19 protein-coding genes are annotated in these 26,485 nt (G+C 59.0%); 1 reads left to right on the top strand and 18 read right to left on the bottom strand.

Going from position 1 to position 26,485, the window contains the following annotated elements; genetic code table 11:
- Positions 1 to 86 precede the first annotated feature (86 nt).
- From AB4Y40_RS19130 to AB4Y40_RS19050, 17 genes are all read right to left on the bottom strand, one after another.
- Positions 87 to 1,781 carry an MFS transporter gene (locus AB4Y40_RS19130; RefSeq protein ID WP_368689105.1) on the bottom strand — a complete coding sequence of 565 codons (1,695 nt, stop codon included), beginning with the start codon at positions 1,779 to 1,781 and terminating at the stop codon, positions 87 to 89.
- Between the two features lie 363 nt (positions 1,782 to 2,144).
- Positions 2,145 to 3,167, bottom strand: a complete 1,023-nt coding sequence (locus tag AB4Y40_RS19125) for a LuxR C-terminal-related transcriptional regulator (protein WP_368689104.1) — start codon at positions 3,165 to 3,167, stop codon at positions 2,145 to 2,147.
- Positions 3,168 to 3,583: 416 nt separating this feature from the next.
- Positions 3,584 to 4,699 (bottom strand): 4-hydroxyphenylpyruvate dioxygenase, encoded by a 1,116-nt coding sequence (gene hppD / locus AB4Y40_RS19120; protein WP_368689103.1) that lies wholly within the window; start codon positions 4,697 to 4,699, stop codon positions 3,584 to 3,586.
- Positions 4,668 to 5,825, bottom strand: coding sequence for a homogentisate 1,2-dioxygenase (locus AB4Y40_RS19115; protein WP_368689102.1), 1,158 nt, complete (start codon positions 5,823 to 5,825; stop codon positions 4,668 to 4,670). Before AB4Y40_RS19115 ends, hppD begins: the two co-directional genes overlap by 32 nt.
- A gap of 199 nt (positions 5,826 to 6,024) precedes the next feature.
- Positions 6,025 to 7,269, bottom strand: a complete 1,245-nt coding sequence (locus AB4Y40_RS19110) for an aromatic amino acid transaminase (protein ID WP_368689328.1) — start codon at positions 7,267 to 7,269, stop codon at positions 6,025 to 6,027.
- 30 nt (positions 7,270 to 7,299) lie between these two features.
- Positions 7,300 to 8,286 carry a fumarylacetoacetate hydrolase family protein gene (locus tag AB4Y40_RS19105; protein WP_368689327.1) on the bottom strand — a complete coding sequence of 329 codons (987 nt, stop codon included), beginning with the start codon at positions 8,284 to 8,286 and terminating at the stop codon, positions 7,300 to 7,302.
- A 428-nt stretch (positions 8,287 to 8,714) separates the two neighbouring features.
- Positions 8,715 to 9,176, bottom strand: coding sequence for a MarR family winged helix-turn-helix transcriptional regulator (locus AB4Y40_RS19100; protein ID WP_368689101.1), 462 nt, complete (start codon positions 9,174 to 9,176; stop codon positions 8,715 to 8,717).
- A gap of 164 nt (positions 9,177 to 9,340) precedes the next feature.
- Positions 9,341 to 10,642 (bottom strand): MFS transporter, encoded by a 1,302-nt coding sequence (locus AB4Y40_RS19095; RefSeq protein WP_368689100.1) that lies wholly within the window; start codon positions 10,640 to 10,642, stop codon positions 9,341 to 9,343.
- A 9-nt stretch (positions 10,643 to 10,651) separates the two neighbouring features.
- Complete coding sequence (argE, locus tag AB4Y40_RS19090; RefSeq protein ID WP_368689099.1) at positions 10,652 to 11,857, bottom strand: acetylornithine deacetylase; 1,206 nt, start codon at positions 11,855 to 11,857, stop codon at positions 10,652 to 10,654.
- 271 nt (positions 11,858 to 12,128) lie between these two features.
- Complete coding sequence (locus AB4Y40_RS19085) at positions 12,129 to 13,577, bottom strand: amino acid permease (RefSeq protein ID WP_368689098.1); 1,449 nt, start codon at positions 13,575 to 13,577, stop codon at positions 12,129 to 12,131.
- Positions 13,578 to 13,875: 298 nt separating this feature from the next.
- Positions 13,876 to 15,042 (bottom strand): acetyl-CoA acetyltransferase, encoded by a 1,167-nt coding sequence (locus AB4Y40_RS19080; protein WP_368689097.1) that lies wholly within the window; start codon positions 15,040 to 15,042, stop codon positions 13,876 to 13,878.
- Between the two features lie 332 nt (positions 15,043 to 15,374).
- Complete coding sequence (locus AB4Y40_RS19075; RefSeq protein ID WP_368689096.1) at positions 15,375 to 16,508, bottom strand: porin; 1,134 nt, start codon at positions 16,506 to 16,508, stop codon at positions 15,375 to 15,377.
- A 256-nt stretch (positions 16,509 to 16,764) separates the two neighbouring features.
- A complete protein-coding gene (hisC, locus tag AB4Y40_RS19070; RefSeq protein ID WP_368689095.1) occupies positions 16,765 to 17,874 on the bottom strand; it encodes a histidinol-phosphate transaminase in 1,110 nt (369 codons plus the stop codon).
- Positions 17,875 to 18,063: 189 nt separating this feature from the next.
- Entirely contained in the window at positions 18,064 to 19,191 is a 1,128-nt protein-coding gene (locus AB4Y40_RS19065; RefSeq protein ID WP_368689094.1) for a branched-chain amino acid ABC transporter substrate-binding protein, read from the bottom strand.
- Positions 19,192 to 20,619: 1,428 nt separating this feature from the next.
- Complete coding sequence (locus AB4Y40_RS19060; RefSeq protein ID WP_368689093.1) at positions 20,620 to 21,543, bottom strand: 3-keto-5-aminohexanoate cleavage protein; 924 nt, start codon at positions 21,541 to 21,543, stop codon at positions 20,620 to 20,622.
- A gap of 36 nt (positions 21,544 to 21,579) precedes the next feature.
- The gene (locus AB4Y40_RS19055; protein ID WP_368689092.1) at positions 21,580 to 22,068 is read right to left on the bottom strand and encodes an acyl-CoA thioesterase; all 489 of its coding nucleotides are present in this window, start codon (positions 22,066 to 22,068) and stop codon (positions 21,580 to 21,582) included.
- 168 nt (positions 22,069 to 22,236) lie between these two features.
- A complete protein-coding gene (locus AB4Y40_RS19050) occupies positions 22,237 to 23,652 on the bottom strand; it encodes an aspartate aminotransferase family protein (RefSeq protein WP_368689091.1) in 1,416 nt (471 codons plus the stop codon).
- A 426-nt stretch (positions 23,653 to 24,078) separates the two neighbouring features.
- On the opposite strand from AB4Y40_RS19050, the gene AB4Y40_RS19045 reads away from it, so the two are divergent.
- The gene (locus AB4Y40_RS19045; protein ID WP_368689090.1) at positions 24,079 to 24,828 is read left to right on the top strand and encodes a TetR/AcrR family transcriptional regulator; all 750 of its coding nucleotides are present in this window, start codon (positions 24,079 to 24,081) and stop codon (positions 24,826 to 24,828) included.
- A 205-nt stretch (positions 24,829 to 25,033) separates the two neighbouring features.
- On the opposite strand, the gene AB4Y40_RS19040 is transcribed toward AB4Y40_RS19045, so the two are convergent.
- The gene (locus AB4Y40_RS19040) at positions 25,034 to 26,467 is read right to left on the bottom strand and encodes an MFS transporter (protein ID WP_368689089.1); all 1,434 of its coding nucleotides are present in this window, start codon (positions 26,465 to 26,467) and stop codon (positions 25,034 to 25,036) included.
- Between the last annotated feature and the right edge of the window lie 18 nt (positions 26,468 to 26,485).

Here is a 26,485-nt window from a genome sequence, read left to right as displayed (position 1 = left end):
CCTACAATTTCCACATTCCCGTGCACGAGGTAGTCCACATCCTCGGCGTGCCTGGCATCATCCATGCGCGACCGGCGTGATTCCTGTCAGCGTGCGCAGCTCAATCTTTGTGCGCGGGCAGCCAACGCGAACAGCAGAATAAGGACGGCGCCGACAAGCGCAGCGACTCGCGGGTACGCCAGGCCTGCATACATGTCGCCGCTCGCCGCAACGATCGCAAATGCTGCAGCGGGCAGGAAGCCTCCCGTCCAGCCGAATCCGATGTGATAGCTCAGCGAGAGTGCCGTGAAGCGCACCCGCGGTGGGAAAAGGTCGGTCATTGCCGCAGCCAGGGGACCAAACGTCATCGCGGCAAGAATGCCGAGCGCACTCATCAGCAACAGCAACATCGGGCGGTTGACCTGTGCAGCATCGGCTTTGCGCGGATACCCTGCGGCATCGAGAGCAGCGGCCAGTGACGTAGAAAGTGCGGCAGCCCGCGCAGCCGAACCCTGCGTGTCAGCGGCGTACGACTGGATGGTTTGCTCGCCCACCTTGACGACTGCAGGCATGCCCGGCTCACCTGCCTTATTTGTATAGCTAATCCCCGCACGTACCAGTGCGCTTTTTGCCACGTCACACGAGGTACGATACTTTGATGTGCCAATCACGTTGAACTGCGTCGAGCAATCGTTGGGGTCCGCAATCACAACGACGGGAGAGGCCGCAGAGGCGCGCTCCAACGCAGCGTTTCCAAAGTGAGCCAGACCGTGATAAATGGCGGGATAACCGAGGACCACGAGGACGAAACCAGCGCAAATGACGAGTTTCCGGTCGAGCCGGTCCGACAACGCGCCGAACACGATAAAGAACGGCATCGACACCAGCAATGCGCCAATCGTCAGCAGGCTCGTCGTGTCAGGACCAATGCGAAGGACTTCGGTAAGGAAGAATGGTGTGTAGAAAAACGCACAGTAGAATGCGACCGCCGCGCCGGGACATAACGCAAGCAGCGAGCATGTCATAGCTGAAACGTTGCGGCGGCCGGTGAGTGCTTCCTTGAGCGGCGCACGCGAAACGCTATTTTCGCTTCGCAGGCGCTCAAATTCTGGCGATTCGCCCATGCGGGTACGCACCCAGACGGATAGTGCAACGAGCCCGAGCGAGAGGAAAAAGGGAACACGCCACGCCCATGCAAGAAATTCAGCCGGCCCAACCACCGCACGCGTTGCCTGGACCACCACTTGAGACAGGAGCAGACCAACTACCGGGGCGAGTTGAACCCACGACGTCAGAAATGCGCGTCGGTTTTCCGGAACATGCTCAGCGACATACACCATCGCGCCACCGGCTTCGCCGCCGAGCGCAAACCCCTGAACGAGCCTCAAAGACACAAACAAGACCGGCGCAAGGAAGGCCGCGGCCGCGTAAGTCGGCAGCAGACCGATCATGAATGTCGCCATGCCCATGAGCGCCACTGTGATAAGGAAGACACGCTTACGTCCCATCCGGTCCCCGATGCGGCCAAAGAAAATCGCGCCCAGTGGCCTGACCAGGTATCCCGACGCAAAGCCGAGCAAGGTGAAAATCAGTGCAGCGGTTGGATTCACCCCGGAAAAAAATTGCTTGCTCATCACGGCCGCCAGAGTGCCAACGAGGAAAAGGTCGTACGCCTCGAAGCAGGTTCCCAGCGACCCTGCAAATACAATCCGAAATAATTTCCCGCGCGTGGAAGCGCCTGCATGTGCGGCGAAAGCGGATTGACCGGACGTCGGGTCTGCCACCGAGTCACTCGGGCTCATCGTTGTCTCCTCGTTTATAAGAATGTTTTCCGATCGAACATTCGTTACATCAACGTCCGCGCTTCGAATGCCTTGCTACAGGCTGAAGATCACCGAGGCTGAGCCGATCCTTCAAACGTATCCGTATCCCAGCAAGTTATCCGACGGGGGATTACCCGCCTGGCCACTTGAGAGAGTGGTGCAATTGTTCTCGCCTTTTGCTGCAGGTCTCGCCAACACCAGATCCTTACCACCCGGACTAACGGCAGCCAAGTCGTTGTATGGGAGAACAATGCCTTCTTGCCGTGCGATTTGCCATTCGGCCGATTACCCTGGGGTCTACACTGAAACTGCACCGCAAATTCGTTTCGTTATTCAGCAGTCTCAATCGTCTTTCCAATGGCCACCAACCAACCTACCGATGAGTTCGCCAACTGTAGCGACGCCATATTTGCGCATGAGCCGTGCGCGATGAGCCTCGACAGTTCGGTGACTGATACGGAGATCGCGGGCGATCTGCTTGCTGCTCCTACCGGTTACGAGTAACTGGGCAACTTCTCGCTCGCGCTGAGTGAGTTCCGTTACGACCCGTCGAACTGCAGAGATATCTTCGAAAGACCAGATCGCCGACGCAAACGGATCATTGTGGTCAATTGAACGTCCTGAGACGTGACACCAGAAGAGGCTCCCGTCGACTCGCCGCATGATGCGCTCGTCCGAGTAAAACCCGGTCTTACGCATGGCCAACACCGCGCGTTCACCAATGTGCTGAAATTCGTCGTGAGACGGGTAGAGACACTCCAGAGAGCGTCCAGAGAGCTCACCCAGTGAATAGCCGAACGTTTTGCTGAAAGCCTCATTGCACGACACGATCGTGCGCCGCGTAGACACGAGCAGGCCGACCGGCGCCATATGAAAGGCGAGCGTCAGGTCCGCGGAGCTCCCACCATGCGAACTATCCGCTTCGCTGCGAGCTTGCGAATCTGGGTTGTGCGACGATTGGTGCATCGCCTTGTGAGCGGGGCGTGCCGCCGCTTGCCCCGAGGCTCGCCAGATTCTCGCGACGCTCGAAGGCGAGACGTTGGACTCGCGCGCGACGCCGCGGATGCTCAGTGTCTTACCGGGCGCGCCAGCACTGCTTTCAACTACCGCGAGGACCTTCGCAGGCTCAATCTTCCGCGGCGCACCGCTCCTGGGCATATCGAGCAATCCGGTGATCCCGCAGTTCATATAGCGGTTACGCCACTTTGAAACAGTGTGTGCGTCCACGCTGTAGATCCTCGCCACCGAGTTGTTGTCCAGACCGTCGGCACATGCGAGAACAATTCTTGCGCGAAGTGCGATGGATGGCTTGACGTCGTCGCATGACGCCATCGATTGAAGCGCCTCCCGATCCTGGAGGCTCATCACGATTTGCCCTATTGGGCGCCCTCTCGCCATTTCTACCTCTCCATCGGGCGGGACAGTCGCACTACAGTTTTAGCGATCTATTTGTTGAGAATTCAGGGGGAGCAACACAAAGCCACGACTTTCCGACTTTCCGCAAAGTGCCGGGTCTGGCGCTGTTCCATGGGCCATAGCTGTCTGGCGCTGCTGCAATTCCGATGCGATTCGCACATTGACGCCACATAGACGAAATGCATGGCGCCGCCCGAGGGAATGGGCTGCAGACGGGCGCTCTGTCGAAGATGGAACTTGCTGCCAGGCGGCTCTACGGGCGCAGCGCTCCGTTCTGTGTTTGATGCCACGCCTCAGGTTTTCTACCCGGAGGCATGGCGTTGGGGCGGCCTCGTTGGTCAAGGTACGAGGCCGACAACCGGTACTTACGAGTTCGCGCCCGGCGCGACCTGCTCTTTTTCGATGGCGTCGAACAGAGCCTTGGCATTGCCGTTGCCGAAACCCTCGTTACCCTTGCGCTGGATGATCTCGAAGAAAATCGGACCGATCATCTTCTTCGTGAAGATCTGGAGCAGGGTTCCACCGGGTTCGCCGGGAGCTTCGCCCTTGTCACTGCCATCGAGCAGGATGCCGAGCTGCTTGAGTCGGTCCACCGGTTCGCCGTGCCCCGGCACGCGTGCTTCCAGCCCGTCGTAGTAAGTGTCCGGCGTCTTGAGGAAGTCCACACGATTCGCGCGCAGAGTGGCAACGCTTGCGTAGATGTCGTCGGTCGAGAGCGCCATGTGCTGGATGCCCTCGCCGTGGTACTCGTCGATGAACTCCTGGATCTGCGACGCGGGTTCCGTCGGCTCGAGCACCGTGACGACTACGCCGCCCGACGGACTCTTGACAGCTTGCGTACGGAACCCGGTACGCTCGCCACGCGCTTCAAGTTCAAAACACACGTGGAAGCCGAACAGAAGCTCGTAAAACGCTACCCAGCGGCCCATGGTCCCCTCGGCAACGCAGTGGGTAATGTGGTCGACGCGTCCCAGGCCTGCACCCACTGCCGGCTTCACGTCCCCAAAGCCTGACAGGATGGCACCCATAGCGGCATCGTCAACGAGGTACAGCAGGCTGCCGCCGATCCCGCCGAGCGCGGGTGCATCGAAACTTTGACGCAGCGGACCGTCGTGGCGACCCATGCCTACCTGCGCAGCGGCAACAAGCGCTTGCGCGGACGACGGAACGCCAATGCCGATTGCCGAAACACTGTTGCCGTGCACTGCAGCGAACGCGCTCGCGTGCGTATCCGGCTCAGCGTTTGCGATGAAAAGGATCTTGCCTTGGGCATAGAGCGTCAGCGCACGCGACGGGTGACGCGCAACGAGCGTCATACCCATCGCGCGAAGCTGTGCGTCCAGCGCGGCGGCGTCGGCCACGGCGAATTCGACAAAGCAGATTTCGGTAGTGGGGATAAAGTCGGTCATGCCAATGCTCCTGATAGTTTTTCCAGTTTCGTCAAATGCTTTACTGTTCAGCCCGCTCGGCCATCGTTGCACCCGCTTCGGCTACTTCCTGCTCAAGATAGCCACGCCACGAGTCCGCGTATTCGTGCAATTCCATTGCCGGCGGTGCGACGATCTCGACGGGTTCGGCCACGTCGATGTTCAGCGCCACTTCTTCAGCTATCTGCCCCGCGCGCTGCTCAGCATTGCGGAACGCCTGAGGGTGCGGACCGTGAGGGACGCCGGCCGGGTGGAACGTCAGGGCGCCCGGCTCAGCGCTGTCGCGGCTGAAGAACCGACCACTGTGGAAGAAAACGAATTCATCGTAGTCGTCGTTCGAGTGAAAGAACGGTACCTTCAGTGCATCGGCACTCGACTCGATCGGCCGCGGCGTGAAAACGCAGATCGCGACTGACGCAGAAGCGAACGCGCAATGCGCGGTTGGCGGCACGTGGTAACGGTGGCTCGCCACAGCACGGATATCGCGCCAGTTGAGCTTGATCACGCTCAAGCTTCCCTTCCAGCCGACCGTATCAAGGGGGTTGAAGGGATACACTACGGTCGAAATTTGACCGCGTCGCTTGACCATGATCGGCCACTCGCTCTGCTCGCGCTGCTTCGCGTAGCGCTCATCGAGTTTCGGCGACTCAAGCACGCCTGGATCAAATGGCGAGTGTTGACCCAGCAGACCGCGATCGGGGATACCGAACGGCTGCGCCGACTCGATTGACAACCACTCGCAAACGGTCGACGGCTCCACGCGCCATGCGGTGCCCTTCGGCAAGTACACGAGGTCACCCGCTTCGAAGTCGAGCGAGCCGAAGTCGCTGAAAATGACGCCACCACCGACATGGGCAAACAGGAACAGATCGCCGTCTGCGTTGCGGCACAAAGCCGAATTCGTATCGTGCCGCCAGAAGCGCATTTCGAACGACGCGCTGCGGGCAAGGACAGGCGCGTCCCAAAGCGACGGCACGACGCCTGCGAGGCGCTTGGTCGTAAAGGCGCGCGGGCGAAGCACGCCTTCCCAACGCAACCAGGCCGTCGGAGGATGAGCCTGATAGATGTGCGAGACCGGGCCATCGAAGCCAGCCTTGCCCATTTCTCGTTCGTATACGCCCTGCGGGATGCCGGTATGTGCCTGGCGCGGGGCCTGGCCCTCAAATTTCACAAATCGCATGAATTCACCCTTTTATACACATTGAAATAGTTTCATATTGAAACTAAGTGTTGGCTATTGGACCTTCCTTGTCAAGCGTTTCTCGTGGGGCTGCGCGCCCCAGGAGTCGATAACGCTTGGCGGTTGGGCGGTGCCCAATCCGATACACGGATGCACTCTGCCCGCCCGCCTTTCGGTCAGCCGATTCTGTATATTCGCGTCAGGAAAGCTGCGCGGTCACTACATTGGCCATTGCGACTGCAACGCGGCCGACATTGCCGTCGTTAAGACCAGCCACACAGAGTCGACCGGAACGCACCAGATAGACCGCGTACTCGTCGCGCAGCGTGTCTACCTGCTGCGCAGAAAGCCCGGTGTAACTGAACATGCCGCGCTGCTCGATCAGACTCGAAAGAAGGTTTGCAGCCCTGTCCTCCGCGCCACGCTTGTGCAGTTCCTTCTGCAGGCCGTCGTGCAGTTCGCTTCGCATCCGCTTGATACGACCGCGCATGGCGTCGAGCTCGGCCTGCCACTCGGCGCGCAGTTCGTTCGAGTTCAGCACGGAGGCAATCACCTGCCCGCCATGCGTTGGCGGTCCGGAGTAGATACGACGGACAGTCGATGCCAGTTGGCCGGTCACACGTTGCGCCTGATCTTCGTCCGCACAGACCACGCTCAACGCACCGCAGCGCTCGCCGTAGAGCGAGAAATTCTTCGAGAAGCTGTTGGCGACGAACATCGGCATCGGTCGACCGCCCTGACGGGCGTCAGCGAGGGTACGAACGGCCCAGGCGTCGTCGTCCAGCCCCGCACCGAAACCTTGATACGCCATGTCGATAAAGGGTATCAGCCGCCTTTCGGCGACGACGGCGAACACCTTTGCCCATTGCTCGCGCGTAAGGTCAACGCCGGTCGGATTGTGACAGCAAGCGTGGAGAACCACGATGCTTTCGGGCGCGAGCTCGCACAGCGTTCCCATCATGCCGTCGAAGTCGAGTCCGCCCGTGACCGCGTCAAAGTACGGGTAGGTTTGGACGGGGAACCCGGCAGCCTCGAAGATCGCGCGATGGTTTTCCCAGGACGGATTGCTGATCCAGACACCGCTCTTGGGGAAGTAACGGTGCAGAAAATCCGCACCAAGGCGCAACGCGCCAGACCCGCCAAGAGTCTGCGCTGTCGCGATACGTCGCGACTCCACGGCCTCATGCGCAGCACCGAAAACGAGGACCTGGACGGCAGCGCGGTAATTCAGCGCCCCCTCGAGCGGCTGATACGGCCGCGGCCCAATGGTGCCGAGTCGGGCAGTCTCGGCGTGGCGCACTGCCTCCATGACCGGGATTCTCCCAGCGTCGTCAAAGTAGACGCCGACGCTCAGGTTCACGCGCCCCTCCCGCGGATCGCGGTTAAAAGCGTCATTGAGCGAAAGGATGGGATCGCCTTCGTACGGCTCGACGATCTCGAGCAGATGTGTATTTTCCATTAGATTCACAGCCAGTCAGGTTGCGGCATGGTGTACGCGTTGTTCGATGCAACCAAACACGCTGTTCCCGCGGTTAGAAAACGCTTCAATCCGCACGATGTCGCCATCGACGAGAAAGGACGCCAGAGGGGTGACGCCGCCAATCATTTCGACGGCCCGTCGCTCGGCGATACAGCCGTAACCCGAGCCTTCACGCTGGTTCGAAACCGTCCCGGCACCCAGCACGGTCCCGGCGCAAAGGGGGCGCGTGCGGGTCGCGTGATGGATCAGATCGGCGAACGAAAAATGCATGTCCTCCCCCGTCTGCAGGCTCCCTACCGTCGTGCCGTTGTGCGACACGCGGAGTTCCAGATGGGCTCGCTCACCGTCCCACTGATCACCCAGCTCGTCTGGCGTGACAAAGAGCGGGCCCAGCGCGGTCGGCGGCTTGCCATGAATGAAGCCGAAGCCCTTGGCCAGCTCTTCCGGAATCAGGCCGCGTAGCGAAATGTCGTTGGCCAGTCCGATCAGCCTGATTGCCTGGGCACACTCCGCCTTCGACGCACCTGCGGCGATCTCGCCCGTCACGACGACCAGTTCGGCCTCAAAGTCCGTCCCCCAGTTCGAGCCCAGCACCTCTATGGGCCCGTTCCACGGAAGGAAGGGGGACGAGACTCCCTGGTACATGATCGGGTCGGTAAGCGCGGAGGGCGGCATTCCAGCGCCGCGCGCGCGTCGGACGAGCTCCACGTGGCGCAGATACGCGCTGGCGTCCAGCCACTGGAAACTGCGCGGCAGCGGGGCAACGAGTTCATCGAAATCGAGCGGCTGGATGCCGTCGACTTCGTTCGCGCACAGACGTCGGTAAACGTCGCTCAGCGGCGCCGCGACCGCATCCCACCGGTCAAGCACCTGCTGCAACGTCGCGGCGTGCTCCGGGACCGCGCACATGGTTTTCCGGGTGGTGTCGACCAGCACCAGCTTGCCATCTGGAGTGCCGTCGCGAAGCGTCGCAAGTTTCAAAGAAATCTCCTGAAAAATATTGAGTTCGGCATAAAACCGCCCGAACGCCCGCTTCACGGAACGTCCGAACACTGATCAGCCTGTAATGCGAACGCCGGGCGGCTGCTACGGCGCGTGACGTCCAGAACGGAACACATCTGCGCCCCGCTTTCGAGGTCTTGGCCTCGCGGCCGCGGGGCACACTCAGTCAACCGCTTCGTGCGTGGGTCCTGCGCAAAGCTGGACCGTGTGCAACCCGATTCCCGTCGACGGCCAGTGGTGCGCCGACGCTGAACCAACGACGCCTCTCACCGCCCACATCGACCCGGCGATTCATAGAGGCATATTAGCTTCAAAATGAAATTATTGAAATAGGAAATCATTGGGACAAACCCGGGCATCGGCCTCGGCGGCCGAAAGCTTGAGCCGGCTGGCAGCGGCCCTGCGGCTTAAGTTACGTTTTCTGCGTTTCGCCACACCCGAAGGGAAAGCTTGACCAACGCCGCACGCTCTTCCCCGGACAGGCCTGCGAGAAGTTCGTCTTCAAGCTGGATCGCCAGTGGAACGATCTCTTCATAGGCACTGAGTCCCTTTTTATTCAACCGTAGAGTCACCCGGCGGCGATCTTCGGTGTCAATTTTTCGGCTCAGCAGTCCCAGATCCTCCAGCTGGTTGAGGGCCCGCGTCACGCTGACGCTATCCATTGCCGCCCGTTCTGCAACGTCTTTCGCCGACATGGGCTGCAGGGCGTTCCCGAGGTGCGCCATCACGCGCCACGCCGCCGCTGACATTCCGAACCTGTCATAACAGAACGTATGCAGCTTCGCGCTCACATGATTGACGATGAACGAAAAACGGTAGGGCAGCCAGGAATCAAGATCGAGCCTGGTGGATTCTGTCGGAGCGCGCATGAGCTGTGGCTGGTAGTGGTCGGCGCTGTAATTATTTCACAATGAAGGAAAAATATCTGCGTCTGCACCACCTGCCGTCCCGCACCGGTCCGAATCCGGAACTCTTACCGGCCGGACACAGCGAACATCCGGCCACCGCCGACAGACGGCCCCGCCTGAGACAGTCACACGTCCGCGGCTACCCAGCTCCTCCCGCCGCGAGCGCGGAGCATGCTGACCGTCGCCAGGCTGACCGCAGCTGCGACCGTCACGTAATATGCGGGCGCGAGATCACTATGAAACGTCTGTATGAGCCACGTGATAATGAATGGCGCAAAGCCGCCAAAGATCGTGACAGCGATGCTGTAGGCAAGCGAAAGTCCGGTCGAGCGGGTTCTCGTGGGGAAAAGATCAGATAGGAGTCCGGGCAGAACGCCGAAATATGTGGCTACAAGCGCGCCGAGGACGACTTCCACCGACAGCATCATGACGACGCTGGGATGGGCCTTCAGCAAAACAAGCAGCGGATAAGCAAGCAAGAGATACAACATCGACGACCAGCTCATGATCCCGAGGCATCCACGCTGATCAGCAATCCTGCCGGCAACGGGGGCGACGATAAACTGCGTCATTCCTGCGGCAAGCGTTGCGAGGAAAGCTCCAAGGGGCGCAATACCGAGTCGTTGTACAGCGTATGTCGGCATGTAGAGGACGAAGTAAGTCGCGACTGTCGCCAGTACCACCACCCCAACGGCATACAGCAGCCGCTTCCGATCGCTCTTCATCGTTTCTGCCAACGGAGTGATCGTCTGCTCACCGCGTGCGAACTCCGGGGTCTCGTCGACGTTCCGTCGGATATAGTAAGCGACAGGCCCTAGCAGCAAGCCGAAAACGAAAGGCGTGCGCCACCCCCAGCTACTGATCTGCTCCGGGCTTAGCGTCGCATTCAATACAGCGCCGAACCCGGAAGCCAGCAGTGTTGTAACGCCCTGACTCGCGACCTGCCAGCTGGTGTAAAAATAGCGCCTGCGAGGTGCATGCTCGGCAAGGAATGCCGTGGCGCTGCCGAACTCTCCACCTGCGGAGAAACCCTGAATCATCCGTGCCACTACCATGCCGGCGGGCGCCCACAACCCGATGCTCGAATACGTCGGAAGCAGCGCTATCAGAAGCGTCCCAGCCATCATGAGCGTGATGGACATCATCAATGCCGCTTTGCGGCCAGCCCTGTCCGCATAGACACCAAGCACAATCGCGCCAAGCGGCCGCATGAAGAACGATACGCCGAACGTGCCCAATGCCAGAAGCAGCGACACTCCGCTGCTGCCCGTTGGGAAGAAAAGCTTGCTGATGGTCACGGCGAAAAAGCCATAAACCACGAGGTCGAACCATTCCAACGCATTGCCCAGGGAGGCGGGGATGATGATGCGCCACGCCGCTGGTGCATCACGCTCTAACGCAGGACTGTTCGCGAAGCCGTTCTGCATGATCGTTAATCATCCTTCTACAGTTGAGCCGGCATCGCAGTCCTGGCGCGCAATGCTGCCGATTACCCTGGTCAGAAAATCGACGCAGGCGGCGACCTGACTTACCTCGACGAATTCATTTGGCTTGTGTGCCTGCTGGATGTCTCCTGGCCCACAGATCACCGCCGGGATACCGACCTCCTGAAACTGGCCAGCTTCTGTGCCATATGCGACCTTCCGATGTAATCTGTCGTTCGACAACGCGCGAACAAGCCGCGTGACAGCCGCCTCTTCCTGTGCCTCAAGGAAAGGCGCTTTCGCCAGCTGGACGAACCGCACATTTGACGAAGGGTGCTCCGCGCGCATCCTGGGTAGAAGCGTCCTCTCAACGTGGTCCTCGATCCTCCCAAAAAATTCAGCAGGATCGACGCCAGGGAGATTGCGGTATTCAAATTCAAACTCGCAACTCTGCGGAATCGTGTTGACCGACATGCCGCCACGAATGGTTCCTACCTGCGCGGTGCTGAACGGGACGTCAAAGTCGTTATCGAACGGACCATCCACTTTCATGGCATCGACAAGATCCCTCATGAAAGAGATGAGTTTTGCCGCATATTCGATTGAGTTGGCGCCACGCGGCGTCAGCGACGAATGGGCAGAATGCCCCTCGACGCAACAGCGCCAGGTATTTACGCCCTTATGGGCGACGATGACCCGCATGGACGTCGGCTCACCAACGATACAACCATCAGGTTTCACACCTCGGGCCACAAGGTCCCTGAGCATGACAGGAGCGCCGACGCAGCCGAGCTCTTCGTCGTAACTCAGGGCGAAGTGTATCGGCTGCTTGAGTTCCGTCTTTTGGATCGTGGGGACAAGCGACAGCGCTGCTCCGATGAATCCTTTCATGTCACACGTACCGCGCCCGTAAAGCCGTCCCTCCCTGATCTCTGCCTTGAACGGATCCGAGTCCCAGGCCTGTCCGTCCACAGGGACGGTGTCCGTATGCCCCGACAGAACAATTCCCCCCTGAACGCTACCGTTCCACGCCGGGATGGTGGCGAAGAGGTTCGCCTTCGCTCCGGAAGGGTCATAACTTAGCGTTGAATGAACACCCGCCCGGGCCAGATCGTCGCGGACTGATTCAATGAGTGCAAGGTTCGAATTGCGGCTGACCGTGTCATAAGAAACCAGTCGCTTGATCCATTCGATTGCAGTGTGTGGAAACGCGTCCACTTCGGTATCCCCTTCGTGAAAGTCGCACCAATTCCAATGGTCTTCTGAACCGGATAACGACTACGCCAATGACTCACGACGCGTAGTCATTCAAGGTCAACCGCGGAAAGAAGCCTCGCAACGAACCCCACCCCAAGGCGGTATGGAATCGCGGCGCGGCCACCGGTCATATCTCGTGCCGGTACCCACCGCCGCTTCACGCTCTCATATCGCACCGCCCCAGGCGGAGGTCACTCGTCCCGAACGAGCCTTGGCCGCTATTGACCGATCGTCACGATTCCTGGGTCGGAAGCGCGGCACTTCCGGACGTTGCCACCGCGCGGGTGTGTGCCCTATCAACTCGTTGCCCCCTCTGCGACCGCGCGCAATAGACCACGTACAGGGCTGCAAGCCAGACTGGCATGGCCCACGCAGACAGCCGCATGGCGGGAGTGAACAGCATGACGCCGATGATGGCGCACAGGAACGCGAGGCATACGTAGTTGCTTGCCGGACTAGCCAAGGCCCTGAACCGGGGCTGCTGCCCACGTGCTTGCATCCCGCGACGAAACTTGAGATGCGAAATAATGATGATCGCCCAGATGAATATCAAACACGCGGTGAGCAGGGCAATCAGAAGTTCGATGACGCTACCCGGCATTACGTAATTCAGCAAAATACAGATTGCGGTGAACGCACCTGGAAGAAGGATTGCCGCCACCGGCACGCCGCGGCCGTTCACGCGCTGCAGTGACTTCGGGGCGTGGCCCTGATTGGCCATCCCATAGAGAAGTCGGCTGTTGCAATAGACCATGCTGTTATACACAGACAGGGTAGCGGTAAGGATCACAAAGTTCAAAATATCTGCGGTGAACTTGAAGTGAAGAACCGAGAAGATCATGACAAACGGGCTATTGCTAAAAGTCCCGCCTTGAGCGTTCAGCGATGCGACCAGGTCGGTCCACGGTGTCAGGCACAGCAGAACCAGCATCGAGCCAACGTAGAAGATCAGCACACGAAACAGGACCTGGTTGATCGCCTTCGGAATCGTCCTCGTCGGGTTCTCTGTCTCAGCAGCGGTGAACCCCAGCATTTCGAGACCGCCGAAAGACATGACGATAAACGGCATGGCCATGACAAGCCCCTGAACGCCATTCGGGAAAAAGCCGCCGGCCTTCCAAAGGTTGCTTACGGTGGCGTGGCCCGAACCTGTAATCAGCAGGAATGCGCCCATCACAATCATTGCCACCACTGCGCCGACCTTAACCATCGCGAACCAGAATTCCGTCTCCCCATAGAGCCGCACGTTCACAAAATTCAGGCCGTTGATCACGACAAAGAAGAACGCAACCGTAGCCCACGTCGGAATCCACGGCCACCAGAACTGGATGAATTTCCCGGCGGCTGTGAGTTCGAGCATGCTCACAAGGATGTACAGCACGCAACAATTCCACCCGGAAAAGAAACCAGCGAAGTTTCCCCAATATTCTCCGGCGAAATGACTGAATGATCCCGACACCGGCGACTCGACAAGCATCTCCCCAAGGAATCGCATGATCAGGAAGACCACTACACCTCCGATGCCGTAACCGAGGAGCATCGATGGGCCCGCCAATTGGAGCACACCAGCGGATCCCAGGAACAGACCGGTCCCGATCGTGCCACCCAACGCTATAAGTTGAATGTGCCGGTTACCAAGCTGCTTTTTCAGGGTTCCGGACATGCCGTTTTCATCTTGCATAATTCTCTCCGCGTAACCGCCGTGCCGGAACCGCGCCCAGTCCCGCCACACAAGATTCACCACGCTCCCAAACGCCGGGAGTTGTCGGGGCTACATTAAAGACTCGCCAGCGATTCCCGTGACTCATAGATCGAAGTACCGGGGACCATTCACAAGTCGGCTGGCTTGGTGTCGTGTGATATTTCTTTCGTAGTACTATTAAATTAGGATGGGTACCGTGTGAACTCCTAGCCCCACACGCGCATCGACATAGCCATTCAGAGGAGAACGCTAGCGCCCCCCCTCCGGCTGCGACGCGTCAGCGAGTGCGCTCCAGAACGCTGACGTAGCTCGCCACGGCTGCCCCACCCATGTTGAAAACACCGGCGAGTTCTGGATGCGGCAACTGCATCTCGCCTGCCTGCCCGGTAAGTTGCATGGCCGAGAGCACGTGCATGGAAACGCCGGTGGCACCAATGGGGTGTCCTTTCGCCTTCAGTCCGCCCGATACATTGACAGGGAGTCGCCCGTCCCGCATCACCACCCCATCCTCGAGCAGACGATGGCCCTGTCCGGCAGCCGCGAGTCCCATCGCCTCATAACTCAGCAGTTCGGCGATTGTGAAGCAATCGTGCACCTCAGCAAACGAGATGTCATCGATTGCGCAGCCGGCGACCTCCAGGGCCTGTTTCCACGCCCTCCGGGGACCCAGGAACTCCACGGCTCGACGCCGCGCCAGGGGCAGGTAGTCATTGACCTGCACTCGGGATCGAAACGCGACCGACCGAGGGAAATCGGCGGCCACATCGGTAGACGCAAGAATCAATGCGGCTGCGCCGTCGGATACCAGCGAGCAATCCGTTTTACGCAAGGGCGGCGCGATGATGGGATTCTTCTCTGAAACGGTGTTGCAGAAATCGAAGCCGAGATCGCGGCGCATGTGCGCCCATGGATTGACCGCACCGTTCGCGTGGTTCTTGGCCGCGATCTTCGCCAGCGCCACCGACTGGTCGCCGTAATCACGAAAGTAGTCCATCGCGATGCTGCCGAAGATGCCAGGAAACCCACCGGGCGGATTTCCGGCCTCCCCCGAATACCCGCAATCGCCAAGAATGCGCGTAACCTCAGGTCCGGATACCGACGTCATCTTTTCGGCGCCGATTACAAGAGCGATTCTCGCCCGCCCAGCCTCGATCGCGTCACAGGCTCCGTAGATTGCGGCAGACCCCGAGGCGCACGCATTTTCGAGCCTCACCGCGGGCTTCCAGCGAAGCCCGTTATCGCAATTGAGCGCAAGCGATGACGCAAAGATATCCGGAACAAAACCACCATTCAGGTTGCCGATCCAGATGCCGTCCACCGCATCTGCAGGAACATCGACACTCGCGATGGCTTCACGGCCGGCATGCACGATCAAGTCTTCCAGACTCAGTGCGTCATGCTTTCCGAACGGAACATGTGCCCAACCGACGATTTCAACGCCCATTGCTTTCTCCAACGAAGGTATATGTCCGCAGGTTACCCTCGTAAATGTTGGGCCGACAGTCGTCGGATTACATTAGGGTCTGCACCAGACACCGTTCCACAAGTTCGTTACATCGAGCAATCGCGCGTCTCTGCCGCCGTTGCCCCGTCGCAGCGTCGCCGTCCACACGATCGCATCTGAAACGTGACGCCCAGCATGCGTCCGACTGCGGCGACCAGCGCCGACACGGACTACGCTTATGCTGCAGCAAGGCTTTCGCTTTGCTGCAACCCAACTGCAATCTGCGTAGCCGCAGTGATGATCGCGTCAGCCCCGTTACGTCGTCGCGACCGTTAGAACTTGTGGCGGATGCCGATACGTGCCAGCACCTGGGACGTTGTGCTCGACTCGGCGCCTGCAAGGCCCTGGTAGATTGCGGCGTTCGCCCCGCCGGACGATCTCTGGTAAACACCAGTCAGATATACGTCCGTACGCTTGGACAGCAGGTAGTCGGCCACGAGGTTGAACTGGTTGTACTTCGGCCGCGCGCCGTTGTAATCGACCTTACCCTCCGTGAATGTATACCCCCCACCGAGCGTGACCGCAGTCGTCAGGTGGTACTGGCCCCAGATTTCGTAGTTGTCGAACGTGACCGTATTGCCAGCCACACCGCTGGCGTCATCAAAGCGGGTATTGGTGTAGTTGAGCCCGACCTGCCCCTGCCCGATCGTGTACGTCACGCCTGCGCCGATAACCTGCATGTTGCTCGGCGAGCCGACGTATCCGAATGCGCCCTCTCCGTTCGAGACGCCCGGAATCCCGTTCGGCTGGAAATTCCCGTCCTGGAATTGCGTCGCCGGGTTCTTCGCGTAGAAGTACGCCGCGCCAACATACAACGGCCCGTTGGAGTAACTCGCGCCCGCCGCGATGGTGCTCTTTTGACCGAAACTGCCAGCAACGCCTCCGAACGCGTACATTGCCTCCGCGCTGAAGCCCATCAGTGTCGGCGTCACGTACTTGACCGCGTTGTTCACGCGGAATCCGTTGTCCGTGTTATCGATGTCGCTCGGATGCGAGTACAGCGCGCCCCATTGGCCATTGAACGTCGTCGGCTGAACGATGTCGACAATCGGGTCATACTGGCGACCGAGTGTCAAAGTACCCCATGTTGCGTTCGTGACGCCGACGTATGCCTGACGGCCGAACAGGAGGCCGCCCTGGCCAAGGGCCCCATTGAACGCGTTAAAACCGCTTTCGAGCTGGAAGATGATATTCGTGCCGCCGCCCAGTTCCTCCGTACCCTTCAGACCCCAGCGACTACCCTGCGCGATACCGCTTTGAGCCTGCCAGAGGCTGTGGCCGCCCGCGTTGTTCGTGTAGGTAATACCGGCATCGATGATGCCGTACAGCGTGACGCTATTCTGCGCGAATGCCGGAACGGAAAAGGCTCCAGCGAGAGAAATTGCGATAACCGAGGACTTTTTCATTTGATCTCCAATAATTGGATGTTTGAAAGCTTTTATAATCGACATACATTTTCTCGGAACAGACTGGAATCATCTGTCCGCAGGCGTCTATTTCATTTGCACCCCTAATTATATTTATGTGGGCTTTCCGTCGACGCTTCCACCCACTCGTGAGATCAACGAACGGATTCAGACGGCGTCAGAAAATCGCCGCCATCAAAACCCAAAAAGCCGGCATTGCCGCCATGAGCGTGGATGCCTGGCGCAATTGCCAAGGTCAAGTTAGCGAGGCTGCAAGTTCCTGCAGGAAGATTCGATTTTCATTCTCCGTCCCGACCGTCACGCGGATCCATTCAGGCAGGCCGTGGTCCGCCACCGGTCTCACGATGACACCCCGCGCGAGCAAGCTGTCGAACACTTTCGTCGCTCCCCCTGCGTCTCCTACGCGAACGCAAACGAAGTTGCCGTGCGGGTGGATGTAGCGCAAGCCGATTGCGTCGAAACCGGCAGTCAACTGCGTGATGCCTTGCGCGTTGCTTTCTGCCGTTTTGCGCAGAAAGTTCCCGTCGTTCAGCGCAGCGACCGCAGCTGACTGAGCCAGGCTGTTGACGCTGAATGGTCGGTGGATGCGGTCTAGCAGTGCACTCACCTCCGGTTGCGAAACGCCGAACCCGACCCTGATGCCAGCAAGACCGAAGGCTTTCGAGAACGTGTGACAAACGAGCAAGTTCGGGAACTTTTCAACCAGGGAAATTCCGTCATATGCGTCACCCGCGGCGAGATATTCCGTGTAAGCCTCGTCTAGAATTACCAGGACCCGACGAGGCACATCGCTCAAGAATGACTCTATCTCTGCGCGAGGGATGAATGTTCCGGTGGGGTTGTTGGGATTGGCGATGAACAGCACCTTTGTGTTGCCAGCGATTGCAAGGCGCATGGCCTCCAGATCATGACCATACCCTTTTGCCGGAACTACGATGTTGCGGCCGCCGATAGCCGTGGTCGCAAGCCGGTACGCTGAGAAGGCGAACTGGGATGAAACTGTCGTCTCTCCTCTTTCGACGAAAAGGCGAACTGCCATTTCGAGTATTTCGTTGCTCCCATTACCGAGCGTTATCCAGCTTTCTGGTATCGCGAATCGAGCCGCGAGTACCTGCCTCAGCCTGCAGCCGTCGTTATCCGGAAATCGATTCAGCGCGCTGATCTGCTCTCTTATTACCTCCGCCACACCCGGTGGTGTCCCCAGCGGATTCTCGTTCGACGACAGTCTGATGATTTGTTCAGCGGGGACCGAGATTCTTTGTGCGACTTCGGAAGTCGACAGCCCTATGACGTAAGGCGAAACGGCGCGGGCGTACGGCGCCGCGCTATTTTCAATCTTCATCATGATGGATAGTCCAGATCAAAACGACGCGGTGATGTTCAGAGCATCCCCAGCGCAACCTTTTCACAGCCACGACGCCACTCCCTTTGCCGTATGATTTCGTCCCCGCCGCCTCGCGACGGGGACTCAAGCGATGCCCGCGGACTGAATTAGGCGGGCGACGGCGACTTCCATTTCCTGCCGCGCAGAGTGCTACTGGGTGACCGGCGTAAGTTCGCCCTTCACCATCTTGTAGACCACCACGGTGCCATTCGCGTTATCACCAGTGGGGGTGAACTGGATATGCCCGGTGATGCCGTCGTATTTTTCCTTGGCGAGTGCATGCAGATACACCTTCGGGTCAGTCGAATTGGCGTCCTGCATCGCCTTCGCAAGAATCATTACGGCGTCGTAGGAATAAGGGGCGAACGCGACAATCTTCCCGTAGGCCTTCTGGAAGCGATCCTGAAATTCACCATACTTCGGCATCGCAGAATGCGGAGCGCCCGCTTCGGTGCAGTACTGGCCTTCTGCCGCGCCACTCGAGAGCGTGTCCCAGTTGCCGGTGCAGACTGCATCCCCGCCGATAAAGGCTGCATTGATGCCGAGCGTCTTCATGCGGCGCACCATCGGACCAGCCTGTGCGTCGGCGCCTCCGTACACGATGACGGTCGGGCTCGCCCCCTTTATCTTGGTCAGGATCGATGAAAACTCGACGGCCTGTTCATTTGTGTACTCACGGTCGGCGACCGGAACGTGATGTACGTCAAGATACTTCGCGACCTCGTCTGCGAGTCCTTGTCCGTACGCGGTACGATCGTCGACGATGGCAACCACTCCCTTCCCTGCCAATTTTTGTGCAAATGCTCCCAGCGTTGCGCCCTGCTGATGGTCATTCGCCATCAGGCGAAACGTCGTAGGAAAGCCTTGCGACGTATAGAGAGGATTCGTCGCCGCTGTCGCGACCTGCGGGATTCCCGCGCTTGCATAGATACGCGACGCAGCTATGGTCGGCCCCGAGCTCAGATGCCCGACGACACCTTTCACGCCTTCGTCGACCAGTCTCTGGGCGACCTGGACCGCGGTCTTCGGATCACCCTGGTCGTCCTCCGACACCAACTCGAAAGTCACCTTGGTGCCGGCGATGACAACGCCCTGATGGTTCAGATCTTCGATCGCCAGACGTGCACCGTTCTCCACGTCCTTCCCCAGGTGTGCTTCAGCTCCGGTCAAAGGACCTGCAACACCGATCTTCACGACTTCGTTCGCCTGCGCGCTGAAAGCGGCAAGAACAAAAGTGACGGTCGGTACCGCGTACTTGATAGCCTTAAGAGACAACATATTTTTCTCCAGCGAAACGAAACATGGGAGGCCCGCTACGAGCGTTCCTTTTTATATATTTTGGACACCCGAACATTGCCTTAGCGCTTACATCCACGGTGATCAACGGCGCAAAGTTGCGACAGCCCGGAAGGTGCGATGCGTTCGTTCCGGAGGCAGCAATTTAAGTATTTCTTTAGTTATTGTTCTCGCAAACCCGGTATGGCTCACTCACTTCTCCATCCTTCTTCGCGCGGCCGCAATTGTGTCAGCAGCCGGCGCTGCACCAGACACGTTTCGTGACGCGCCTGCCGTGGTCGCTTCCTGTACCCGACCCGATGCCATATTAGTTACAGAGAAAAATAGTTGCAAGATGAAAATATAAATTCGGCCTTGCAGAAGCGCCAGGGAAAGTTCCAGGTTGAGGGTGTCGGCGCTTTGATGGTGCGCCCGCGCGACGGGGTTGACTACCCGTCGGCGACCGAACCAGGAAGGCTCAAACCAGCTCGTCTGAGGGTGGTCTGCTGCTCGCCGCGACGGCGCCACACAAGGCGGTGGTGCCCGGGTCGACGTCAGTCACAGCCGGTATGCCACCGGGGCCAATAGCGGATAGAGTTCAGCGAGTTTCGCTGCGACCGGCCGATTCGTCGGTTACCGGCGAAATCCGTGGGACTCGTCAAGACGCGGGAAAAATTCGCCAATCGGAAGCCCACTGCGCGGGTGGCCGCGCGCCTTTGGCAGCGCTGCCGGCTGACTGCGCGCACCCGCAAGCCCCGCGTGGTCGGCTGCCCGGAGCACCAGAAGCCCGACGCTTCTGCAGAGACTGAGGTCAATATCGACGAGAGGAAGGTGGGTGGGCGTCGAGCGCCGTATCGCGTTCTCGCCTCGGTGCAAGAATGGCTGTCAGAGATCGGACCCGTGGAAGCGCGACTACAGTCAGCCGCCCCTTATTTTCGTTCGCCATGAGCCAGGAGCCGAGTGTGATGACCTTCGACGAATCGTTCAGTCGTCGGTCATCTGCCGGCGTGCGTGAGCGCGCCTGGCGAAGACCCACTTCATATTCCGTGGGAACGGCGGCGCACCGTTTGCCGTTTGTGACGGAGGTGCGTGCGAATTGAGCCGGGCGAATCCCTGGCGGGGGCACGCGGTCGCCAGACGACGACGGAGCGTCGTCTCGCATTCCCGCCGTGTCAGCCAACGCTCAGCGTCGCCAAACCGAAGACGATACAGGCCGGGCGGTACCGGCCTGTCAATACAGTGAGCGCGCAGCCTTCAGGCTGATGTCGCCCGCCGTGACCAGACTCGACACCACAAAATACAAACTGAGCGCTGATCAACACCCGTCAGGCGGGCGGCCCGACGCTCGCATGGACCACGGCCGCGGGCCGCCGTTCGCCCGACAAGACTCAGAGTAGGCGGCCCTCTACTCGATCATGGCCCCCGCTAGCGTCAGGACATCGCGAACTGGGGGCGTACGCTCGTGTCGGTGCGCGGCAGACCGAGCATCTTGCGCGCCTCGGTCGGCGTGGCGACATCGTAGTCCATCTCCCTCAACAATCGGACGGTGCGTTCGACCAGAGCGACGTTGGTCGCCAGTTCGCCCTGCCGGTAATACAGGTTGTCTTCGAGCCCAACGCGAATAATCGCTCCACCAAGCAGCAGCGCGTTGATCCCTGCGGGCATCTGGGCCGGCCCGATGCCACTAACACAGAAAACGCTGTCTTTCGGCAGAAGATCGACCATTGACTGCAGGATTCGCGGCGTATAAGGCATCGCGTTCTGAAACCCGCGATGCGCGTTGAGCACCATGTTGATGATGTACGGCGGCTCGTCGTAACCTTGTTCGATCAAGCTCGTCACATCCTGAAGGATATGAGCCGGATTGAATACCTCCCACTCCGGCTTGATTCCGCGCTGCTTCATCCCTTCGGCCAACTCGCGGCAACGCGATGGCGGGGTGTTTAGCAGCACTTCGGTTCCGTTGAACGACGAATTAAAGGTGCATGCGTCGAGCGTGCACATTTCCGCGCCCGCGTCCATGCCCTTCAGGCGCTCAGCCCACACCGTGTCGAACATCCCGTCCTCGAACGCCTTCACCATGTCACCATGGATGCCGCCGCCCGTCGAGTTGTTGATCACGATGTCGCATTTCGCGCGGATTCGCGTATTGATGTCACGGTAGATATCCGAGTTGCAAGTCGCCAGGTCGTTCGGCAGTCTCGCGTGAATTGCAACGGCGCTGGCGCCAGCGTTGTAGCAGTCGTACACATCCCGGGCGATCTCCGCAGGCTGCGTCGGCAGATTCGGATTCTGCGATTTGAATGCCATGCCACCCGTCGGCGCAACGAGCACGATCACTTTCTGCTTGGCCATCTCTGTCTCCTTTCATTATTGATACGGGAATTGCATCTATGCGACTTCTTCCAGACGCTCGTCATCAGGTTCGGGCACCGAACCTGATGGAGCCTGCAGATACTCGGACAGACGCTCACGCAACGGCGCGGAAATCGCTACCGCTCGATAGGTATCAAGTGACATCACGACCACCGTCTGCGTGGCCTTCATGCGCATTTCCTCGACGCCGTGTTCGTTGACCCCGTGCACCTCTAACACGAGGTCAATTGAACTGCTGCCCATTCGCGCCACCGCGAGCGAGAACCTGGTCTTGTCGCCCATACGACTCGGGACGAAGAACTGACACTCCAGTTGAACCACCGGAATGCCCAGACGTTGCTCTCCCATGAACGTCCTGTACGGATAACCCAGCCCTTCATCGAACCAACGCTCGATGAAGGCGTGGAGCATCACGAGGTACTGTGGGTAGAACACAATACCGGCCGGGTCGCAATGGTGAAATCGGATAGTCCGTTCCCGTTGGAATGTCGTGTTGCGCTGCATGTCCAAAACCGATCCTTCGTCATTAGATAGAGGTTGCGACGCCCCGCTCCAACCGTTACGAGCGAGGCGAAGATACCGATGGATGTCCGCAATTTTAAAACGTAGTACTACTATTAAATAAAGGCTCGATCCACGACTCCAAGCCTGCCGTCGGCAGGCTTTCCCCCTTCAGTCGAGGTACTTCCTGTCGCGGAGCTCCGTCTCCAGCCCCCGTAGCGACTTCTCGAGCGCGACAACCAGTTCGTCGATCTGCTGCGGCTCAACAATAAGCGGTGGGGTGATCAGCTGGATGTCACCGAACTGCCCGCGGTTAGCACGCCGGTTATAGAGTGCGATTCCGTTACGCAAGCCATGTTCGGTCAGCATAGCCGGTGCATTCAGTTCAGTGGGCAGTTGGCGCTTCGTTTCCTTGTCCGCGACTATCTCAATCGCCATGAGAAGACCCTTTCCGCGCACATCGCCAATGAGGCGCGATCGGCTCATCAGTTGGCGCAACTTCATGTCCAGATACTCGCCCATCGTAGCAGCGCGTTCGATTAACCCCTGCTCGACGACTTCGTTCAGGACGCTTGCCGCGACGGCACATGAAAACGGATTGGAGAAGTACGTGTGGCCATGGACAAAGCCGCCACGCTCGGCGACAGTCTCAACGATCCGGTTCGGCGCGAGGACGGCCCCGAACGGCGTGTAGCCCGCGGCAAGACCCTTCGCGAGGGTGACAATATCCGGCCGTGCCCCGTTCCAGTGATGGGACGCGAGAAAAGCGCCTGTTCTACCGGCGCCGCTCATGATTTCGTCATGAATCAGCAACACACCGTATTTGTCGCAGATCTGCCGGATAGTCCGATAGTAGGACGCAGGCGACACGACCGCCCCACTGGAGAGTCCCCCGACCGGCTCAAGGATGAACGCAAGGACAGACTCTTGCCCTTCCTCGAGAATCTTGTCCTCAAGCGCCTGCGCACAAGCTGCTACGTACTCGGACTCAGTCTGTCCCGCAGGCAGCCGATACGTAAGGGGCGCCGGAATCTTCGGCATGATGCGCGCCATTGGCGCGTAGATCGATTCCGTAAAGGAGTCACCGGTCACGGCCAGCGCTCCCATCGTCGAGCCGTGATAGCTCGGATCGCGCGCAATCACTTTGAAACGCGCGCTCTGCCCAGTCACCACGGCATAGTGTCGCGCGAGCTTGATTGCAGACTCATTGGCTTCGGAGCCTCCAGAAACAAAAAAGGCGCGATCGAATCCGTCGCCCGCGAGTTCGGTCAGGCGGCTGGCAAGATGCACGTTACCCTCGCTTTCGAAGAAGCGCGGATAGGCAAACGTGACACGGTCTGCCTGTGCCTTCATCGCTGCCACTACCCGCGGGTTCGAGTGCCCCAGATTGCTGACGACTGCGCCCGACGTCGCATCGAAATAGCGCTTCCCACTGCGGTCGTACAGATATACGCCCTCGCCCCGATCGATTTGCGGTGGACGGTTCGAGCCTTTAGGCAGATAAAAGCTCATCACGCTACCGCCTTTCGTGGTATCCCCAACGGTCAGGTGTGCGCTACTACGGTTACTGCTGAGAGTGTCGTTCATGACGTCTGGCAAGTGATAACTATCGTATTGACTTCTAACGGCCGGTTCGCCGAACCAGGAAAAAAAAGCGGACGAGATCGTGCGAAATGCGGAACTCCGTCCATATCCCAGGCCGGAGATCGCCGGCAAATATCGACCGAGGTGCCGCTGGTCTAAGCCAATCGAGTCGTCCGTGCCGGCTCACCGGGCGTCGATGGCTCAACGGCCTGGCACCACCATAGGCGGGCGTCGAAACGGACTTTGGTAGCCGTTTGCCGAACAGCGCCATCTCTCGAAACATCTGCCTGGACAATGCTGAGCTATGTGCCAGGGCGCCTTGGTCGCTCTTCTTGTACTATGTACAATGATCGTATCGTAGAGTTCTCTTATACACTGTACAAGAAGAAATTCTCTATCGTAAACGCTAATGGCAATTAATTTCCAATCATGACTGTCAAGGCATCAGGCAATACCACGAGCGCCCGAGGAAAGAAGGCGCTGCGCGCTCCGAAACCCCCTAGTGGCATGCTCACTGAAGCTACGATCACAGCGGTGGCGCTGGATCTCATCGACCGTGAAGGGCTTGAGAAATTCAGCCTTCGAAATCTCGCTGCCGCCCTCGGCGTGTATCCGTCAGCGGTGTACTGGTACCTCCCAACGAAGGATCTTGTCGCTGCTGCGGTCATGAACCTTGTTCTGCGTGACGTGGCACCGGACATCGAACCGAAGGCATGGAAGGACTATTTGCGCGCAGTGATGCTTCGTTGCAGGCAGGCAATACAGCGACATCCCAACACCGCCCCGCTCCTCGGCGCCCAACTGACGGCTAACACGCGCGCTGACTTTGGGCTGATCGAGGGGATTCTGTGTGCGCTCTCCGCAGCTGGCTTCGAGGGTCCGAGGCTCGTCGACGCCTACAATTCGACGATCGCAACGCTTGTAGGCTTTACAACCCAGGAGTTCTCGCCGATGCCGGATAGTGGTGAGGACTGGCAGAAGGAAACGCAGTCCAGACTGGACGAAATCAGCCCGGTCGACTACCCCGTGCTGTCGAGGAACCTCTCCCTGCTGAAGAATCAGGCGTTCATCCTTCGGTGGGAGAACGGCGTGCGGGTTGCTCTCGACAACAGCTTTGATATGTACATCGAGATCTTCATTGCCGGCCTGGAGAAGATGAAGAAGGCCCCCGCAAAGTAAGCAATCCAATACATCCTGGACTCCTCGCGTCATGCTTGGTGCTCCCGGCCAATGCATCTGGCAGGAAGTGAACTTCCACACCGTTCATGACGTCTGCCGATACACCGAGTAGACAAGGCAGGGTGGGCTCACCGGCTACCGAGAGCCAGTGAGCCCACCTCATGCCTTTGAATGCGCCACCGCGTTGCGCCCTGCACGCAGACCTCTAAACCCCTTGAATCTGCGACGTCGAATTCTGTGACACCGAGGAGCGCTTGGGATAGCAGAGGCCTGCAACAATCAATGCCACCGCCACGACGATACCGAAGGTATATGCGCTCTGATAGCCACTCCAGGCGGTGACCATCGTCTTCATGTCCGTTGCCTGCGTGAGAAAACTTACGCCGACGCTGACGCCAAGCGTAGCGCCGATGTTGCGCAGGACAAATACGAGACCACTGACGCTCGTGGTCCGCTCCTGAGGCACAATCTCGACCACTGAGTTCATTGCGATCGTAAGACCGAAGCCCGTCCCCAGACCAATCAAACCCATTGCGATGTGGACCTGCCATGCAGCCTGGTGGAAGTACCCAAGCATCAGAAATCCGAGGGCCAGAAACAAGCCGGTCCACATAATCGCGCCACGACCGCCGATGTGCCGTTGCACCTTGCTAACAAAGGGTGCCGCGAGAGTGCCCATCAGGCTAAACGGAAGCAGGAAGAACCCAGTCTGCGTGACTGTCGCCGCGAAGCCGTATCCCGTGCTGTGGTCTGCCGCCACCATAAGAGGAACGAGCACGTAGCTCATGATGGAGGTAAAGCCGACGCCGAAAGCGAACACGCAGATCACGGCGATCTCACGTTTCGCCAACAAGCGAACATCGAGCAGAGGGGTTGCAATCTTTTTCTCATACTTCACCCAAAAGAGGGTGAGAAAGCAGGCAACCACGGCTAAACCAACGACTTTCATGGAAAACCAGCCGGTCGTTTGCGCACTCTTGATAGCCAGCAGGAACGAAACGATCGCACCGGACAGCAGGATCATGCCGATCCAGTCGATCGAACGATCCTTTACGACAGCACGCGTCGACTTCTTGTCCGAACCGGCCATCAGCAGGATCAGCATGGCAAGCGCAAGGGCCCCGAGCGGAATCCAGAAAATGTAGCGGAACCCCCATGCCTCGACGATCGGACCGGCAGTTGCCAACCCCAGCGCACCGCTGAGCGTAGCCGCAGCGATAATAAGGCCGTTTGCCAGTCCAACACGTTCACGCGGGATGGTGTCGTTGAACAGCCCGATGGACAGTGGCCCAAAAGCGAAGCCCAAACCTTGCAGGAACTGACCGACTGCAAAGGCCATAATGGACTGAGCTGTCGCTGCCACGGCTATGCCGATCGACACGAATACCAGCGCGCACAGAATCACGACGCGCTTCTCATAGAGATCGGCCAGTCGTCCGATAATGGGCGTTGACACCGATCCAGCCAGCAGGAGCACGGTAAAGACCATGCCAATTTCCGCTGGCGACGCGTTGACCATCTTCTGAATCTGCGGCAGCACTGGCACCAGCATTGTCTCAAGCATCGAATACGAGAAGACGGCCAGAACGATCGCGAAAACCAGCAGCGTGGCCTTTCCTGCGTTATCCTTACTTTTCATGATGTTTCTACCCCATCG

This window comes from Paraburkholderia sp. EG287B (assembly GCF_040965595.1).
GTDB lineage: Bacteria > Pseudomonadota > Gammaproteobacteria > Burkholderiales > Burkholderiaceae > Paraburkholderia.
The sequence above is the reverse complement of the archived record's forward strand: the minus strand, read 5'-3'. Positions and strand labels throughout refer to the sequence as shown.

Bases quoted from the DNA above. Each gene is read 5' to 3' on its own strand.
- AB4Y40_RS19065 (WP_368689094.1), bottom strand. From the start codon at position 19,191: ATGTTGTCTCTTAAGGCTATCAAGTACGCGGTACCGACCGTCACTTTT.
- AB4Y40_RS19125 (WP_368689104.1), bottom strand. From the start codon at position 3,167: ATGAGCCTCCAGGATCGGGAGGCGCTTCAATCGATGGCGTCATGCGAC.
- AB4Y40_RS19080 (WP_368689097.1), bottom strand. From the start codon at position 15,042: ATGGGCGTTGAAATCGTCGGTTGGGCACATGTTCCGTTCGGAAAGCAT.
- hisC (WP_368689095.1), bottom strand. From the start codon at position 17,874: ATGATGAAGATTGAAAATAGCGCGGCGCCGTACGCCCGCGCCGTTTCG.
- AB4Y40_RS19085 (WP_368689098.1), bottom strand. From the start codon at position 13,577: ATGCAAGATGAAAACGGCATGTCCGGAACCCTGAAAAAGCAGCTTGGT.
- AB4Y40_RS19050 (WP_368689091.1), bottom strand. From the start codon at position 23,652: ATGAACGACACTCTCAGCAGTAACCGTAGTAGCGCACACCTGACCGTT.
- AB4Y40_RS19115 (WP_368689102.1), bottom strand. From the start codon at position 5,825: ATGCGATTTGTGAAATTTGAGGGCCAGGCCCCGCGCCAGGCACATACC.
- AB4Y40_RS19130 (WP_368689105.1), bottom strand. From the start codon at position 1,781: ATGAGCCCGAGTGACTCGGTGGCAGACCCGACGTCCGGTCAATCCGCT.
- AB4Y40_RS19040 (WP_368689089.1), bottom strand. From the start codon at position 26,467: ATGAAAAGTAAGGATAACGCAGGAAAGGCCACGCTGCTGGTTTTCGCG.
- AB4Y40_RS19055 (WP_368689092.1), bottom strand. From the start codon at position 22,068: ATGCAGCGCAACACGACATTCCAACGGGAACGGACTATCCGATTTCAC.
- AB4Y40_RS19095 (WP_368689100.1), bottom strand. From the start codon at position 10,642: ATGCAGAACGGCTTCGCGAACAGTCCTGCGTTAGAGCGTGATGCACCA.
- AB4Y40_RS19100 (WP_368689101.1), bottom strand. From the start codon at position 9,176: ATGCGCGCTCCGACAGAATCCACCAGGCTCGATCTTGATTCCTGGCTG.
- AB4Y40_RS19075 (WP_368689096.1), bottom strand. From the start codon at position 16,508: ATGAAAAAGTCCTCGGTTATCGCAATTTCTCTCGCTGGAGCCTTTTCC.
- AB4Y40_RS19045 (WP_368689090.1), top strand. From the start codon at position 24,079: ATGACTGTCAAGGCATCAGGCAATACCACGAGCGCCCGAGGAAAGAAG.
- AB4Y40_RS19060 (WP_368689093.1), bottom strand. From the start codon at position 21,543: ATGGCCAAGCAGAAAGTGATCGTGCTCGTTGCGCCGACGGGTGGCATG.